Consider the following 15,271-nt stretch of genomic DNA (forward strand, 5'->3'; position numbering starts at 1 on the left):
GCACTTTATGGGGCCCGTGCGTCCCGGGAGCCCCCGGCCCCGTGTGCGCGGCGGCGGGTGCGGCCGGCGGTGCGCGGGCCGGCTCAGTCCCGCCGGCCCGGGGCGGTCTCGAGGTGGAGGACGAGGAGCGCGATGTCGTCGGCGCGCTGTCCGGCCGTGCCCGCCTGCGTCAGCAGTTCGTCCATGAGCAGGTCGAGGTCCCGGTCGTCGGCGTGGGCGAGACGGCGCGCGAGCCGGGCGATGGAGTCGTCGATGTCCGCTCCCGGCGTCTCGACCAGTCCGTCGGTGTAGAAGGCGAAGGTGAGGCCCGGGGTGAGCGGGATCGCGGTCACGGGGAAGTCCGCGTCGGGATCGATGCCCAGCGGCGGTCCCGGCCGGACCGCGACCGGACGGGTGTCCCCGTCGGGCCGGCGCAGGAGGGGCGGCGGGTGGCCGGCGGTGGCCAGGACGGCACGGCGGCGGGCGAAGTCGAGGTGGGCGTAGAGACAGCTGGTGAACAGGTCCGGGCCCAGATCCGTGACGAGGCGGTTCGTCCCGGACAGGACCTGCTCCGGGGGTGTGCCGGAGGTCGCGTGCGCGTGCACGGCCGTGCGGACCTGTCCCATCAGTGCGGCGGCCGCCGCGTTGTGTCCCTGGACGTCGCCGATGACGGCGGCGGCCGCGGAGTCGCCGAGCCGGATCACGTCGTAGAAGTCCCCGCCGATGTCCATGCCGCGGGTGGCGGGCAGGTAGCGGGCGGCGACCCGCAGGCCGGCGACCGCCGGCAGGGTGCGCGGGAGCAGCGCCTGCTGGAGGCTGTGGGCCAGCTCGTGCTTGGTGTCGTACAGACGGGCGCGGTCGAGGGCCTGGGCGACGAGTCCGGCGAGCGAGGTCAGGACGGCGCGTTCCTCGGCGTGGAACGCGCGGGGGGCGTCGTAGGAGAGGACGCAGCAGCCGACGGGGCGGCCGGAGACGACCAGCGGCAGGAAGGCCCAGGCCTGTTTGCCGCTGATCAGCTGGGCTTCGGGGTAGGCGCGCCGCATCTCCTCCGGGTCGGAGAAGAAGCGGGGGCTGCCGCTGACGATCGCCTCCCCGGCCGGGGTGAGACCGGTCTCGAGGGACAGGCCGTCGAGACGCTCGATGGCGTGGGGGGCGTAACCGCGGTAACCGGTGATCCGCAGCCGGCCGCCCTCGGCGCTGGACAGGACCAGCCCCTGGGCCCCGAAGGCGGGCATGATCTGGTCGGCGACCAGGTCGATGACGTCCTGGACCCCGACGACCTCGGTCAGGGCCGCGGCCAGGTGGGTGAGCTGGTAGATCTGCCCCGCGCGGGCCGGTGAGGCGCCGGTGCGCAGGTGGGGCGCCGGCGCGGGCGGGGGCCGGCCGCCGGCGGGGATGATGCGCACGCTGATGCCGCTGGCGTCCGGATAGAGGTGGAAGTCCAGATACCGGTCCGGCGGGCGGCACGCGGTGAAGGCGACGGGCTCGCGGCCGATGACCGCCGCGCGGTAGCGGTCCTCGACGGTGGGGTCGTCGAGCCAGCGCAGGGACTGCCACGGCAGTGTGCCCAGCAGTTGTCCGGCGTCCCGGCCCAGCAGGTCGCAGGCACCGGAACTGACGTAGACGAAGCGTCCCTCCAGGTCCAGTGCGCAGCTGCCGCCGGGCAGGCGTTCGACGAAGTCGGCGACCGCCATCGCCGGGCCCGTGGTCCACCGGCCGGCGTCGACGCCGAGGATGCGGGGCCGGCCGGTCCGTCCCGAGGGCGCGCCCTGTCCGGCGGCCTCCTCGAGCAGCCGGGCCAGGTTCCGGCAGCGGGACACGATGTGGCCGCGCTCGCGCCGGGTCATGTGCGGCGGACGGGTGGCCGGCCACATCAGCAGCAGGGATCCCCACCGGCGGACGCCGGTGACCGGCGCGGCGGCCAGGGCCAGCGGATAGGGCAGCACCATCGCGGTCCGCGGATAGGAGTGGGCCATCTCCTCCTGGCTGCCCACCCACACCAGGCGGTCCTCCCGGACCGCGTCGGCCACCGGGGCCGGAGCGGCCAGCGAGACCCTCGTCCACGGGGCGGCGAGACCGGCCGACGCCCCGTACAGCACGTCCAGGTACAGCAGCGGCTCGTCCGGCGCGAGCAGGTAGAGGGCGCCGATGGACGCACCGGTGTGGCGCACCGCCTCCGTGAAGGCGGCGTCCAGTGCTTCGGCGCCGACGGCCGGCCCGTCCGTGCCGGTCACCGGGCGCCTCCGGCGTCACGGGGGGAGGTCCCCCGCCGGCTGCGGGCCGTCATCTGCTCCACCGGGGCTCTGGGAATCCTGCGTGGATCCGCCGATGAAAGGACCGTACTCCCGCAAAGGACGACCGGCATGCGGTGGAGCCGTCCCCGGAGGGGCCGGCACGGTGCTCCCGGGTGCGCCGGCCGCCCGGTCCCGCGAAGTCACCCGTGCGTTCTTCACAGCGGAGTCATGACGGCGATGACCGTCGGCGGCGGTGCGCCGCGTGACGGCGTCTTCCCGTCACCGGCCGGTGGGAGGGAGAGGGCGTGAACGAGGGCTGCGCCGTGTACTGCCCGGGGGGACGGGAGGGCCCGGCGCGTGCGGTGACGGCCGGGCGGGACCGGCGCCGCGCTCCGGCCGCCGGACGGAGGTCCCGGCCGGGGCGCCGCACGGCCCGGCCGGGGGCGCCGCCCACCACGCGGCGGGACGCGCACGAGGACCGGCCCCTCCGGCCGGATACCGGCCGGAGGGGACCGTCGTCCGGCACGGCGTGAGAACCGCCGGCCCTCTTCGCAGCGCCGGCCTCCCACACCTCGCCCGTACCGGTCAGTCGACCGCGGGGCCGGCCTTCTCGGTGCCGGACAGCCGGACCAGGAACCGGTGACAGCGGGCCGCGCGCTCCGCGTCCTGTTCCATGACGGTCCGGAAGAAGTCGGCGATCTCCTCCTCGTTCGCGTTCTCCGCGTCGCGCACGTACTGGCCGTAGTCGTGTCCCCCCTTCAGCGCGTGGTACTGGACGGAGATGAGGTCGTACACGATGTCGCTGAATCCCGTCTCGCCTGTCGCCATGAGCCCTCCCGGGGATGTGGGGGAACGGGTCGAGGACCGGGTATCCCCTCTTCGGGGGTGAAACCGGCGCGGGACCGGGGGGGGTGCGGCCCGCCTCACCCGTCCGGCACCCACCGCCGGGCGCGGACGCGGGCGGGGCGGGCTCCCTGGGGCAGACTGGGGTCATGGGCGACCTCAATGCCCGGGGGACGTCGTCGCGCTGCTTCCCCGGGGCGCCGCAGAGCGTGGCCGAGGCCCGGCGCTTCGTACGGGCCGCTCTCGGTGATGTCGCACCGGACGTGGTGGACACCGCTCAGCTGCTGATCAGTGAGCTGGTGACCAACGCCGTGCTGCACGCCCGCACGGGGGTGGAGGTGGCGGTCCACGTCGAGGGGGGCGCGGTCCGCGTGCGGGTGGGCGATCGGCGGCCGGACCGCGAGATCGTGCCGCAGAAGTACTCGCCGTACGCCGGTACGGGGCAGGGCCTGGCCCTGGTGGGGCAGTTGTCGTCCCGGCACGGTGCCGCCGTGGGGGAAGCGGACAAGACGGTGTGGTTCGAGCTGCGGCCCGGGCCCGCGCCACGGCGGCGGAGCGGGTGGGAGACCGTCGTGCCCCCCTCCGGCCCCGGCAGGACGACCGTGACGCTGGTCGACGTGCCGGCGGCGCTCCACCGGGCGTCCCAGCAGCGCCGGCAGGCGCTGCTGCGCGAGGTCACCCTGGCCGTGGCCGCCGGACACGACCTCGGTGTGCCGGTGGAAGACGTCGCCGTCGCCCAGGACATGAACAACGTGATCACCTCCTGTGTGACGGCGGCACTGCGGCGGCAGGGCACCGGGGCGCAGACGGGGGCCCTGCCCCTGCCGGTGCCGCCGGACGCCGGACCGCCGCTGCGGACCCTGCGCGAGGTCCTCGCCCTGGCGGAGGAGGCCGCCCGCGAGGAACGCCTGCTGACCCTCCCCTCCCTCCCCCGTCATCGTGCCTTCCAGCAGTGGCTGCTCGACGAGATCGCCGGCCAGCTCGCCGGAGGGGCCCCCACGGCATGGACGGTGATGCCCCGGCAGCCGGGCGCCGGCCCTTCGGTGCTGGTGCCGTGGGACGCCGACCAGGTGCGGGCCGGCAGGGTCCCGACGATCGCCGCCGACGAGCGGAACCGGATCATCGCGGCGAACGGATCCGCCGCGGACATGCTCGGCTGGCACGAGGACGACCTCGTGGGGCGGCCGCTCACCTCCCTCGTCCCGGAGCACCTCCGCAGACGCCACCTGGCGGGGTTCTTCTCCCTGCTGCTCAGCGGGGAGTCCCGGATCCTGGACCGTTCGGTGCCGCTCCCCGCGCTGCACCGCGACGGGCGCCTGATCCCCGTCCGCCTGTTCATCCAGACGCAGGAGACGGCCGACGGCCGCACGGTGTTCGTCGCCCAGCTCTCCCCGAGGGCGTCCGCTCCCGGCCCCTCCGCACGCCCGGCCGGGACCGGCCGGGCCGCGGCCGCCCAGGAGCCCGGGCGTCCGTCTTCGCCGGCCGTCCCTCGGGCCGCCGGGGACGGGGGCCGCGACCGGGCGGACGCGTCGGCGCTCGGGCGGCTCTCCCTGCTGGTCGACGCCGGTACGGCGCTGGGCAACGCCCCGACCCTGGACGAGGGTCTGCGGCGTGTGGGCGTGATCCTCACCCAACGGCTGGCCGACTGGTGCGCGGTGGACCTGTTCACCGAGGACGCCCGGGTGGAGCGGGTCTCCCTCGTCCAGCGCTCCCCGCACGGCCGGTGGCCCGAGGAGTACGGGGGCCGGCTTCCGCCGGTGTCCGACACCGCCCGGGGGCCCCTGGCCCGCGCGCTGCGCGGCGCGGGTCCGCTGCTGCTCAGCGGGCCCCCGTCACCCGATCAGGTGACGAGCCCTCTGGACGCCCACTACCTGGGGCTGTTCCGGGTCATGGGGGCGAACAGCGCGGTCGTCGCCCCGCTGCGGGCGCGGCGGGAGGTCATCGGCGTCCTCACCGTGGCCCGCAGCGGTCAAAGCAGGCCGTTCACGGAGGAGGACCTGCCCCTGGTGGCCGACCTGGTGCACGGTCTCGCCCTGGGCGTGGACAACGCCCGGCTCCACCAGCAGACGCGCAACATCGCCGAACGCCTCCAGCGCTCGCTGCTGCCGGCGCTGCCGGAGGTCGGGCACCTCGAGCTGGCCGCCCGCTACGCGGCCTCCTCCACCACCGCCCAGGTCGGCGGTGACTGGTACGACAGCTTCGTCGTGCCCAACGGGGACACGGCGCTGGTCATCGGCGACGTCACCGGGCACAACCTCGACGCGGCCATCGCCATGAGCCAGCTGCGCAGCATGCTGCGCGGCATCGCCGTGGACCGCCAGGAGCCGCCCGAAGCGGTCCTGCACCGCCTGGACCTGGCGAACCACAGCCTCTACCGGGAGGCCACCGCGACCTGCGTCTACGGTCTGGTCAAAGGGCCGGCGGACGGCCCCTGGGAGCTGGTGCACTCCTCCGCCGGCCACCTGCCGCCGCTGCTCGTCGGCGCGGACGGCCGCACCCGCTACCTGGAGGACGGCGCGGGACTGCTGCTCGGCGTGGACCCCGGCACGCACCGCCCCCACGCCCGTGACCCGCTCCCGCCCCACTCGACCGTGCTGCTGTACACCGACGGCCTCATCGAACGCCGTGACGAGCACCTGGACCGCGCCATGGACCGGCTGCGCCGGCACGCCGCCGCTCTGGCCCGCGAGCCCCTGAACGTGTTCTGCGACGAGCTGCTCATCGGGCTGGGCGCCGACAGCGAGGACGACATCGCCGTCCTCGCCGCACGGCCCGCGCCGCCGGCCCGACCGCCGGTCTGACCCGACCGCGGCGCGGTGGGGCCGGTCCTCGGGGGCCGCGGGGAAACCGATGCGTCCACGGGTTCGTCCTGGAAGACGAGGCCGAGCGGACGGGAAGTCATGGCGGATCGGGCGGACAGCGGTACGGCACGGGCGGTGCGGGCGGCTCCGCGCCGGCGGGCGGGGCGGTGGGCTCCGGGCGGGGGCGCGGCGAGGGGTGTGCCGGTCCGGACGCGGGGGCGGGTGGTCGCCGCACTCGCGGTGGTGACCGCCGGGCTGCTGGCCTTCCACCGGGCGGTGCCCAACTCCGTGGGCCGCGCGGGCAGTCTGCTGGAGTCGTTCCTGCCGTGGCTGGGGCTCGTGGTCGTGGGGCTGCTCGTCCCGGCGCTGCTGCGCCGTTCCGCGGCGGCGCTGGTGGCCCTGCTCCTGCCGGTCGCGGCCTGGACGCACCTCTTCGGCGGCCTGCTGCTGCCCGAGGCGGAGCCCGGCACGCGCGACCTGGTCGTGGTGCAGCACAACGTCAGCGACGACAATCCCGACCCGGCGGGCACCGCCCGCGCCCTGGCCGCCGCCCGGCCCGATCTCATCGCGCTGCAGGAGCTGGTGCCCCGGGCACTGCCGGTCTACGCAAGGACCCTCGCCCCCCACTACCCGTACCACGCGGTCCGGGGGACCGTCGGGCTCTGGTCGAAGCACCCGCTCACCGGCACCAGGCCGCTGGACATCAGGCCCCGCGGGATCACCGCGGACTGGAACCGCGGGCTGCGCACCGCGGTCAGCACACCGCACGGCGACTTCGCGGCGTACGTCGCGCACCTGCCCTCGGTCCGGGTCGGGGCGAGCGGTCTCGCGTCCTCCCGGCGCGACGAGAGCGCCGGCCTGCTGGGCGCGGCCGTCGCCGCCGAGGACCTCCGGACCGTCGTCCTGCTGGGCGACCTGAACGGCACCGTCGACGACCGCGGTCTGGCGCCCGTGACCTCGCGGATGAAGGGGGCGGAGCGGGGTTTCGCCCTCAGCTTCCCCGCCGCCTTCCCGCTGGCCCGGATCGACCAGGTCATGGCCCGCTCGGCGACCGTCGGCCACATCCGCGCCCTGCCCGCCACCGGCAGCGACCACCTGCCGGTGGCGGCGCGGATCACGCTCGGCTGACGGGCCGGCCTCCTCCGGACGCGTGCAGCGGGGCACTCACTCGGCCCCGCGATCCGGCCCGCGACGGCTCCGGGTGATGAGCCATGTCCCGCCGACCGTCAGCAGGGCGAAGACCGCCAGGCCCACGCCCTGCGCGGCCAGGAGCCACAGGCGGTCCGACAGCGCGAGATCTCCGGTGAGGGTGACCTGGAGGGAACCGACGGCGAAGGCGATGGCCGCCGTGAAGACGGCGACGACTTCGACGGCGCGCACCGAGGAGGTGTGGAGGGAGCGTTCCACCTGAGCGTTGGCCACTGCCTGCCGTTCCCAGCGGCGTTGCTGCTCCGCGTCCCGCAGGGCCCGCAGACGTCCCTCCTGGATCGCGTCCCGCTTCGTCAGGTACTGGTCCTGCAGCGCACCGAGGCTGGCGGTGGGACTCGCCGCCAGCAGGGCGAGTGCGGTGTCGATGCTCCGCAGCGCCGCGTCGTACTGCCCGCACAGGTGCAGCCCGGCGGCCAGGCGCCCGTGGAACATGTGGTCGTCCGGGTAAGCCGCCACGGCCTCCGCCGCCCGGTCGCGCAGCAGCTCGCCCTGGCCTTCGAAGGGAGCGGCGAAGGCCAGGCCGTTGAGGCAGATGTCCACCGTGTGCCGTGTCCGTCCCGCCGCGGACCAGGCCTGCTCCAGCAGCTCACAGGCATACGCGACCGTCAGTGTGCGGCTGCCGAACGCGGCGAACGAGCGGAGCGCCACGAAGACGGGCCGCTCGCGCAGGGAACCGGCGGTCGCGGCCGGGGGCGAGAACGCCAGGAAGGCGTGAAGCTCGTCGAAGCAGAAGTTCGCCCGCAGCTTGCCCGCCTGGAACAGCGTGAGGAAGAACCCGGTCCGCTCGGCCTCCGGACCGGCGCCCGCTTCTCCCACCGCCTCCGCCACCTGCTCGGTGGACTCCACGCTCCCCCTGTTCAGGAATCCGTTGCCCAGGGCCCACTGCTCGGCGACCTCACCCCAGTTCTCGTCCCGCACGTGGTCCGACATCCACCGCGCGCACTCGAGAGCCGTGCGCGCCGTCGGCCGGCGCAGGAAGCGACTGCGCCAGTAGCGATCGGCGCACCGGAAGTAGGGATCCGCGCGCAGGTCCGCCGAACGCACCTCGAAGGACGGTACGGTCCCTGCCGCCAGCAACGCCTCGGCGGTCTCCTCGCAGATGCGCTCGCGTGTTCTGACGTCGACGGAACGAGCCCCGTCCAGACGTGAGTTCACCGTTGCCGCGTCCATACGCCCCCTCGAAGTCCGCCGTGCCGTCCTCGGGATGATCACCAGAACATACCCGTGGCGGCCGGGAGTCGCGCACACGGCCGGAGGTGCGGGGCCTCAGCGGTGTCCCCGCGGGAGGTCGGCCGTCGCGGTGACGGGTGGGCGGTCGTCCGGGGCGGCGGGGAGCCGGGGTGCGGCGGGCACCATCAGCGGGGTGCCGGTCTCCGGGTCGTCGATGATGCGGCAGGGCAGGCCGAACACGTCCTCCACCAGGTCGGCCGTCATGACGGCCGTCGGGTCCCCCACGGCGGCGACGGTGCCGCCGGCCCGCATCACCACGAGGTGGGTGGCGTAGCGGCACGCCTGGTTGAGGTCGTGCAGGACCGCGACGACGGTGTGTCCCCTGCGCGCGTGCAGGTCGGCGCACAGGTCCAGCACCTCGACCTGGTGGGCGATGTCGAGGAAGGTGGTGGGCTCGTCGAGCAGCAGGACGGGGGTCTGCTGGGCGAGCACCATCGCCAGCCAGACCCGCTGGCGCTGGCCGCCGGAGAGGTCGTCGACGGGCCGGTCGGCGAGTTCCAGCACGCCGGTCCGGCGCATCGCCTCGACCACGGCGGTCTCGTCCTCGGCGGACCACTGCTTCAGCAGCCGCTGGTGCGGGTAGCGTCCGCGGGCCACCAGGTCGCCCACCGTGATGCCGCCGGGCGCGGTCGACGACTGCGGGAGCAGTCCGAGCCGGCGTGCGACCTCGCGGGTGCGGTAGGAGGCGATGGCGGCCCCGTCGAGGTAGACCTCCCCCGCCTTGGGCCTGAGCATCCGCGCCAGCGCCTTGAGCAGCGTGGACTTGCCGCACGCGTTCGGTCCGACGATCACCGTGAAGGAGCCGTCGGGGATGTCGACGCCGAGGCCGGTGGCGACGGTCCGCTGGTCGTAGGAGAGGGTCAGGTTCTCGGCCCGCAGCCGGGGCGCCGGGGTGTGCGTTGCTGTCATGCGCGGCTCTTTCGCGACTCGGTGACCAGCAGCCAGATCAGGTACAGCCCGCCGACGGTGCCGGTCGCCGCGCCCACCGGGAGGAGGGCGTCGGTGAAGAGGCGCTGCACGGCGAGATCACCGGCGGTGAGCAGGACGGCGCCCATGAGGGCGGTGGGGACCAGGGCGGGCCGGGAGGATCCGGTGAGTCTCCGGGCGACCTGGGGGGCGGCCAGGGCGACGAACCAGATGGGTCCGGCGACCGCGGTGGCGAACGCGGCCAGGGCGACGCAGACCGTGAGCAGGACGGCGCGGGTGCGCGCCACGTTCACGCCGAGCGCCGTCGCCGTGAGGTCGCCCATCTCCACCAGGGAGAGCCGGCGGGTGAGCGCGAAGGCGACCGGGAGGAGGACGACGACCGCGACGCCGATCGCGTTGGCCTGCGTCCAGCCGCGGTTGTTCAGGCTGCCGAGGAGCCACGCCTGGGCCTCCAGCGCCTCCTGGAAGGTCGCCCTGGTGATGAGGTACGAGTTGACGGCCAGCAGCAGGGCGCTCACCCCGATGCCGATGACCACCAGCCGGAAGCCCTGCAGTCCCCGGCCCGTGACGAGGAGGGAGACGGCGGCGGCCGTCGAGAGCCCCCCGATCAGCGCGCCGAGCGCGATCTGGGTCATGCTGCCGTGCAGCACGATGATGACGGTCAGGGCGCCGACGGCCGATCCGTTGGTGAAGCCGATGACGTCGGGGCTGCCGAGCGCGTTGCCGGTCAGGCTCTGCAGGATTCCGCCGCTGACGGCGAGGGCGGCGCCGACGCAGACCGCGGTGACCAGCCGCGGCATGCGCAGGGTGTTGACGATGAAGTCGGCGCCGGGCGATCCGCCGCCGGTCAGGGCCCGGACGACCTCCGCGACGGAGAGCTCGAAGTCCCCGGTGGTCAGGCTGACGCCCACGACCGCGACGAGCACGGCGAGCAGCACGGCGGTCACGGCGACGGAGCGGCTCGGGATCCGCAGCGAGATCCCCCCTCCCCCGGCGCGCACGACCAGGCCGCTGACGACCCGGGACCGCGCGGTGCCCGCGAGGGCCGGGGGCGCGGCGGGCCCGGCGTCGGCGGGGGTCCCGCTCCGGCGTGCGGGGCTCACAGCATGACCAGCTTCCGGCGACGGCACAGCGCGATGAACAGCGGTGCGCCGAGGAACGCGGTGACGATCCCGACCTGCACCTCGCCCGGGGCGCCGAGCACCCGGCCGAGGACGTCGGCGCCGATCAGCAGCACGGGCGCGAGCAGCATCGAGTACGCCATCACCCACCGCTGGTCCGGGCCGACCGCGAACCGGGCCACGTGCGGAACCGCCAGGCCGACGAAGCCGATCGGTCCGGCGGCGGCGGTGGCGGCACCGCACAGCAGCATCACGGCGACGGCGCCCAGCACCCGCGTCCGGCCGACGTGGACGCCCAGGGCGCGCCCCGTCTGGTCGCCCATGGCCAGGGCGTTGAGCGCGGGGGCGAGCCCGAGGGCGAGCAGGACTCCGACGGCGACGAACGGCGCCACGACCTGGATGACGTCGTAGTACCGGCCGGCGAGGGAGCCGGCGGTCCAGAAGCGGAACTGGTCGAAGGCGCGTGGACGCAGCAGCAGCACGGCCGAGTTGAAGGCGTACAGCACCGCCGTGACGGCGGCGCCCGCGACGACGAGACGGTCGGGTGTGGCCGTCGTGCGTCCGGAGGAGCCCAGCAGGTGGACGACCAGCGTCGCCACGACCGCGCCGAGGAGCGCGAACCACACCTGGCCCAGGACCGATCCCACCCCGAGGAACGCGATGCACACGACCACCGCGGTGGAGGCGCCCAGGTTCACGCCGAGCAGTCCCGGGTCGGCGAGCGGGTTGCGGGTCATCGCCTGCATCAGGGCGCCGGACAGCCCGAGGGCCGTGCCGACGAGGAGGCCGAGGAGCGTCCGCGGGATGCGGTAGTCGTGGATGATGACGGAGTTCTCCGACCCGTCGGGACTCCACAGCAGACTCCACGTCGCGGTGAACGGGATGCCCTTCGTGCCCACCCACACGCCGACCAGTCCGACGAGGACGAGCGCGCCGAGCGCGAGGAGGAGTCCGAGGCCGCGCAGCGCGGCCGTCCTCCGCCGCGTCGCGGGCGCGGCCGGGGCGGGAGCCCGTCTCCTCGTCACCGCCCCGGTTTCGACCGTCAACGACAACTCCCCCAGGCGGCGCCGGTCTGACTTAGGCGAGGCTAACCGAAGGGGAAGCGAAGGGTCAACGAGCCGTCGGATACGGGGTGTTGGGCGTGCGGGGTGGGGCCGGTGCGGCGCGTGCGCGGTGCCGTGCGCCCGGCGACGCGTTCTACAGCGGCAACGATGTTCAGGATAGCCTTACCTCACCAACTGAACCCCGCGGAGGGACCGCATGCCGGCTGGAGGACCGACCGGAGGGCACGTCCTGCGAGGAGCGATCGGGGGCCAGCGCCGCCGTGTCGTCACGGCATCGCTCCTCGGCATGGGGCACCAGGCGTGCGAGGCCCTGGTCCCCGTGGTGGTGGGGGTGGTCATCGACGAGGCGGTGGCGAAGGGGTCCTCCGGCGCCCTGCTGCGCCTGCTGGTGCTGCTCGCCGTCCTCTTCCTCGTCCTGTCCACGTGTTACCGCACCGGCGCCCGGATCACGGAGGCCGCGGGTGAGCACGCCACGCACCGGTTGCGCCTCGACGTCGGCGCCCGGGTGCTCGACCCGCGCGGCGGCGCCGACGCGGACCGGCTCCCGGGCGCCCTGACCAGCGTCGCCACCCATGACGCCCGGCGCGTGGGCGCGGCGGTGACCGCCCTGTCGTACGGGGCCTCGGCGATCGCCGCCCTGGCGGTCAGCGCGGTGGCGCTGCTGCGCGTCTCGGTGCCGCTCGGTCTGCTCGTCCTGCTCGGCATCCCGCCCCTGCTGTGGCTGGGGCACCGCATCAGCGGACCGCTGGAGCGGCGCAGCGAGACGGAGCAGGAACGCGCCGCCCACGCCTCGGGTGTCGCCGCCGACCTGGTCGGGGGGCTGCGCGTGCTCAAGGGCATGGGGGCCGAGTCGGCGGCCGTGTCGCGCTACCGGCTGACCAGCCGGGACTCGCTGGCCGCGGCGCTGCGTGCCGCGCGGAGCCGGGCCGGGCACGAAGGCGCGGTGCTCGCGCTGACCGGCGTCTTCATCGCGGTCATCGGCCTGGTGGGCGCGTATCTGGCGATGCGCGGCACCATCAGCGTCGGCGAGTTGGTGGCGGCGGTGGGACTCGCCCAGTTCCTGCTCGGGCCGTTCCAGCTGCTCGCCTACGTCAACGCCGAGTTCGCCCAGGGCCGCGCCTCGGCGCGGCGGATCGCCGAGGTGCTGGCGGCGCCCGCCGCCGTGGAGCCGGGCGGGTCCGCGCTGCCCGACCCGGTCGCCGGCGGTCTCCGGCTGCGCGGCGTGTCGCTCGGCGCGCTGCGGGGGGTCGACCTCGACATCGCCCCGGGCGGCCTCGTCGGTGTCGTGGCCGGGGACCCGGCCGCGGCGCACGACCTGCTGGTGTGCCTGGCCCGGGAGTCGGACCCGGCCGAGGGCGTGATCGAGCTCGACGGCGTGCCCCTGACCGGTCTGGACCCCGACGACGTCCGCCGGGCCGTGCTGGTCGCCCCGCACGACGCGGACCTGTTCGAGACCAGTCTGCTGGACAACGTGCGCGGCGCGGCGGACACGGCCGCGGCGAAGGTGGAGGCGGCGCTGACGGCCTCGGCGGCCGACGACGTCGCCCGGCTGCTGCCGGACGGGGCGGACACCGTCCTCGCCGAGCGCGGCCGCTCCCTCTCCGGCGGCCAGCGGCAGCGCGTCGCGCTCGCCCGGGCGCTGGCCGCCGACCGTCCGGTGCTCGTCCTGCACGACCCGACCACCGCGGTGGACACGGTCACCGAGTCGCGGATCGCCGCCCGGCTGCGGGACGTCCGCCGGGGCCGCACCACGGTGCTGGTCACCACCAGTCCCGCGCTGCTGGCGGTGACCGACCGGGTGGTGGTGCTCGACGGGGGGACGGTGGCCGCCGACGGGCGGCACGCCGGACTCGTCGCCGCCGACGCGGCCTACCGGGCGGTGGTGCTGGCATGACGTCCGCGCACCCCACCGGGACCGGCGCCCACGACCGCGCCGGCGATCCGGCCGGTGACGACCGCGCCGACGACGACCGCGCCGACGCCCCGACCGACGGCGGACGGACCGAGGAGACGATGAGCGACGCCCGCGCCCTGGACCGCGCCCTGCTGCCGACCGCCTCCGGGGCCGAGACCCTGGCCGCACTCCGCTCGCTGCTGCGCGGCCACCGCCCGCTGCTGGCGGCGGCGGCGGCCGTGCTGGTCGCCGGGACGGGCATCGGCCTGCTGACCGCGCCCCTGCTCGGGCATGTCGTCGACCTGGTGGTGGAGCGGCGCGGCACGGACGCGCTGACCGTGCCCATGGTCCTGCTCGTCGCGGTCGCGGTGGCGCGCGGCGCCGCCACCGCGATCGGCAGTTCCCTCGTCGCCCGGCTGGGCGAGACCGTGCTCGCCGCCCTGCGCGAGCGGTTCGTCGAGCGGGCCCTCGCGCTGCCGCTCGAACGCGTCGAGGAAGCCGGCTCGGGCGACCTGGTCTCCCGGGTGACCGGCGACGTCGCCGTGATCACCAAGTCGGTGCGCCAGGCCCTGCCGGAGTTCACCCGGTCCGCCGTCACGATCGTGCTGACCCTCGTGGGCCTCGCCGTGCTGGACTGGCGGTTCCTGCTCGCGGTGCTGCCGGCCGTGCCCGTGCAGGTCCTGTCCGTGCGCTGGTACCTGCGCCGGGCCGCTCCCGTGCACGCCGACCACCGGGTGGCCACCGGCGCGCTCCAGCACCAGCTCCTCGACAGCGTCGGCGGGGTCCGCACCGTCCGCGCCTTCCGGCTGGGCGGGCCGCACGTGGCCCTCGTGGAGCGGCGGTCGCGCTCCGCCCTCGACCTGGCGCTGCGCGGGATCCACGTCGTGACCGGGTTCTTCTCCCGGCTCAACCTCGCCGAGTTCATCGGCCTGAGCTCGATCCTGGTCACCGGCTTCGTGCTGGTCGACGACGGATCGGTGAGCATCGGCACGGCGACCGCGGCCGCGCTGTACTTCCACAGCCTGTTCAACCCGGTCAACGCCGCGCTGTTCCTCCTCGACGACGCGCAGTCCGCGGGCGCGAGCCTGGCCCGTCTGGTCGGCGTGTCCGAGCCGGCCGCCGCGACGCGGCGGCCGGAGGGCCGGGCCGTGCCGGTGGACGGCTCGGTCAAGGTCTCCTCGCTCGACCACGCCTACGTACCCGGCCACCCGGTGCTGCGCGACGTCGACCTGGAGGTGGGCGGCGGGGAGCGGGTCGCCCTGGTCGGCTCGAGCGGGGCGGGCAAGACGACGCTGGCCAAGCTGATCGCGGGGGTGCACCGGCCGTCCCGCGGGTCGATCACGCTGGGCGGGGTCGACGCGGACGACCTGGGCCCCTCGGGGGTCCGCCGGGCGGTGGCGCTCATCAGCCAGGAGGTGCACGTCTTCGCCGGCCCGCTGGCCGAGGACCTGCGGCTGGCCCGGCCCGGGGCCGGTGACGAGGAGCTGCGGGCGGCCCTGGCGAAGGTCGGTGCCCTGGAGTGGGCCGAGGCGCTGCCCGACGGCCTGGACACGGTCGTCGGTGAGGGCGGGCACCGGCTGACGGTGACCCAGGCCCAGCATCTGGCCCTGGCCCGCCTGGTGCTGGCCGACCCGCCGATCGCCATCCTGGACGAGGCGACCGCCGACGCGGGCAGCGCGGGCGCGCGGGTCCTGGAGACGGCCGCGCTCAGGGCCCTGGAGGGGCGCACGGGCCTGGTGGTGGCCCATCGGCTGCCGCAGGCCGCGACCGCCGACCGGGTCGTGGTCCTCGACGGGGGGCGGGTCGTCGAGACCGGCACGCACGAGGAACTGGTCGCGGCGGGCGGCCGTTACGCCGAGCTGTGGGCCGCGTGGTCCGACAGCCGTCCGGGGGCGGCGCCGTCGGCGCAGGACGCCGGGGCGTGAGGAGGCCGCGGAGAGACCGCGGACAGGGGGCGCGGGGACGGCAC

At 75.4% G+C, this 15,271-nt stretch carries 10 protein-coding genes; 4 read left to right on the forward strand and 6 right to left on the reverse strand.

The window, feature by feature from the left end:
• Positions 1-83: 83 nt before the first annotated feature.
• Together GL259_RS04120 and GL259_RS04125 are read right to left on the reverse strand one after the other, a co-directional pair.
• Entirely contained in the window at positions 84-2,213 is a 2,130-nt protein-coding gene (locus tag GL259_RS04120; protein ID WP_159529256.1) for a SpoIIE family protein phosphatase, read from the reverse strand.
• Positions 2,214-2,798: 585 nt separating this feature from the next.
• Positions 2,799-3,041 (reverse strand): acyl carrier protein, encoded by a 243-nt coding sequence (locus tag GL259_RS04125; protein ID WP_159529258.1) that lies wholly within the window; start codon positions 3,039-3,041, stop codon positions 2,799-2,801.
• A 164-nt stretch (positions 3,042-3,205) separates the two neighbouring features.
• On the opposite strand from GL259_RS04125, the gene GL259_RS04130 reads away from it, so the two are divergent.
• The gene (locus GL259_RS04130; protein ID WP_159529260.1) at positions 3,206-5,857 is read left to right on the forward strand and encodes a SpoIIE family protein phosphatase; all 2,652 of its coding nucleotides are present in this window, start codon (positions 3,206-3,208) and stop codon (positions 5,855-5,857) included.
• 222 nt (positions 5,858-6,079) lie between these two features.
• The gene (locus tag GL259_RS04135) at positions 6,080-6,985 is read left to right on the forward strand and encodes an endonuclease/exonuclease/phosphatase family protein (RefSeq protein WP_347814611.1); all 906 of its coding nucleotides are present in this window, start codon (positions 6,080-6,082) and stop codon (positions 6,983-6,985) included.
• A 36-nt stretch (positions 6,986-7,021) separates the two neighbouring features.
• Here GL259_RS04135 and GL259_RS04140 read toward each other — a convergent pair whose 3' ends face one another.
• The 4 genes from GL259_RS04140 to GL259_RS04155 form a co-directional block, all read right to left on the reverse strand.
• Positions 7,022-8,221 carry a hypothetical protein gene (locus tag GL259_RS04140; protein WP_208026428.1) on the reverse strand — a complete coding sequence of 400 codons (1,200 nt, stop codon included), beginning with the start codon at positions 8,219-8,221 and terminating at the stop codon, positions 7,022-7,024.
• A 111-nt stretch (positions 8,222-8,332) separates the two neighbouring features.
• Positions 8,333-9,205, reverse strand: coding sequence for an ABC transporter ATP-binding protein (locus GL259_RS04145; RefSeq protein WP_159529266.1), 873 nt, complete (start codon positions 9,203-9,205; stop codon positions 8,333-8,335).
• Positions 9,202-10,230, reverse strand: coding sequence for an iron chelate uptake ABC transporter family permease subunit (locus tag GL259_RS04150; protein WP_243762540.1), 1,029 nt, complete (start codon positions 10,228-10,230; stop codon positions 9,202-9,204). The genes GL259_RS04145 and GL259_RS04150 overlap by 4 nt, the downstream gene beginning before the upstream one ends.
• Before the next feature lie 92 nt (positions 10,231-10,322).
• Positions 10,323-11,369 (reverse strand): iron chelate uptake ABC transporter family permease subunit, encoded by a 1,047-nt coding sequence (locus tag GL259_RS04155; RefSeq protein ID WP_166461622.1) that lies wholly within the window; start codon positions 11,367-11,369, stop codon positions 10,323-10,325.
• Between the two features lie 235 nt (positions 11,370-11,604).
• On the opposite strand from GL259_RS04155, the gene GL259_RS04160 reads away from it, so the two are divergent.
• Together GL259_RS04160 and GL259_RS04165 are read left to right on the forward strand one after the other, a co-directional pair.
• Positions 11,605-13,302, forward strand: coding sequence for an ABC transporter ATP-binding protein (locus GL259_RS04160; RefSeq protein WP_159529272.1), 1,698 nt, complete (start codon positions 11,605-11,607; stop codon positions 13,300-13,302).
• A gap of 119 nt (positions 13,303-13,421) precedes the next feature.
• Complete coding sequence (locus GL259_RS04165) at positions 13,422-15,227, forward strand: ABC transporter ATP-binding protein (protein WP_159538364.1); 1,806 nt, start codon at positions 13,422-13,424, stop codon at positions 15,225-15,227.
• Positions 15,228-15,271 lie beyond the last annotated feature (44 nt).

Source organism: Streptomyces sp. Tu 3180 (assembly GCF_009852415.1).
Taxonomy (GTDB): Bacteria; Actinomycetota; Actinomycetes; order Streptomycetales; family Streptomycetaceae; genus Streptomyces.

What these genes read in the sequence shown, in the direction of transcription:
- GL259_RS04125 (WP_159529258.1), bottom strand. Translation starts at nt 3,041, where the DNA reads ATGGCGACAGGCGAGACGGGATTCAGCGACATCGTGTACGACCTCATC.
- GL259_RS04130 (WP_159529260.1), top strand. Translation starts at nt 3,206, where the DNA reads ATGGGCGACCTCAATGCCCGGGGGACGTCGTCGCGCTGCTTCCCCGGG.
- GL259_RS04145 (WP_159529266.1), bottom strand. Translation starts at nt 9,205, where the DNA reads ATGACAGCAACGCACACCCCGGCGCCCCGGCTGCGGGCCGAGAACCTG.
- GL259_RS04160 (WP_159529272.1), top strand. Translation starts at nt 11,605, where the DNA reads ATGCCGGCTGGAGGACCGACCGGAGGGCACGTCCTGCGAGGAGCGATC.
- GL259_RS04165 (WP_159538364.1), top strand. Translation starts at nt 13,422, where the DNA reads ATGAGCGACGCCCGCGCCCTGGACCGCGCCCTGCTGCCGACCGCCTCC.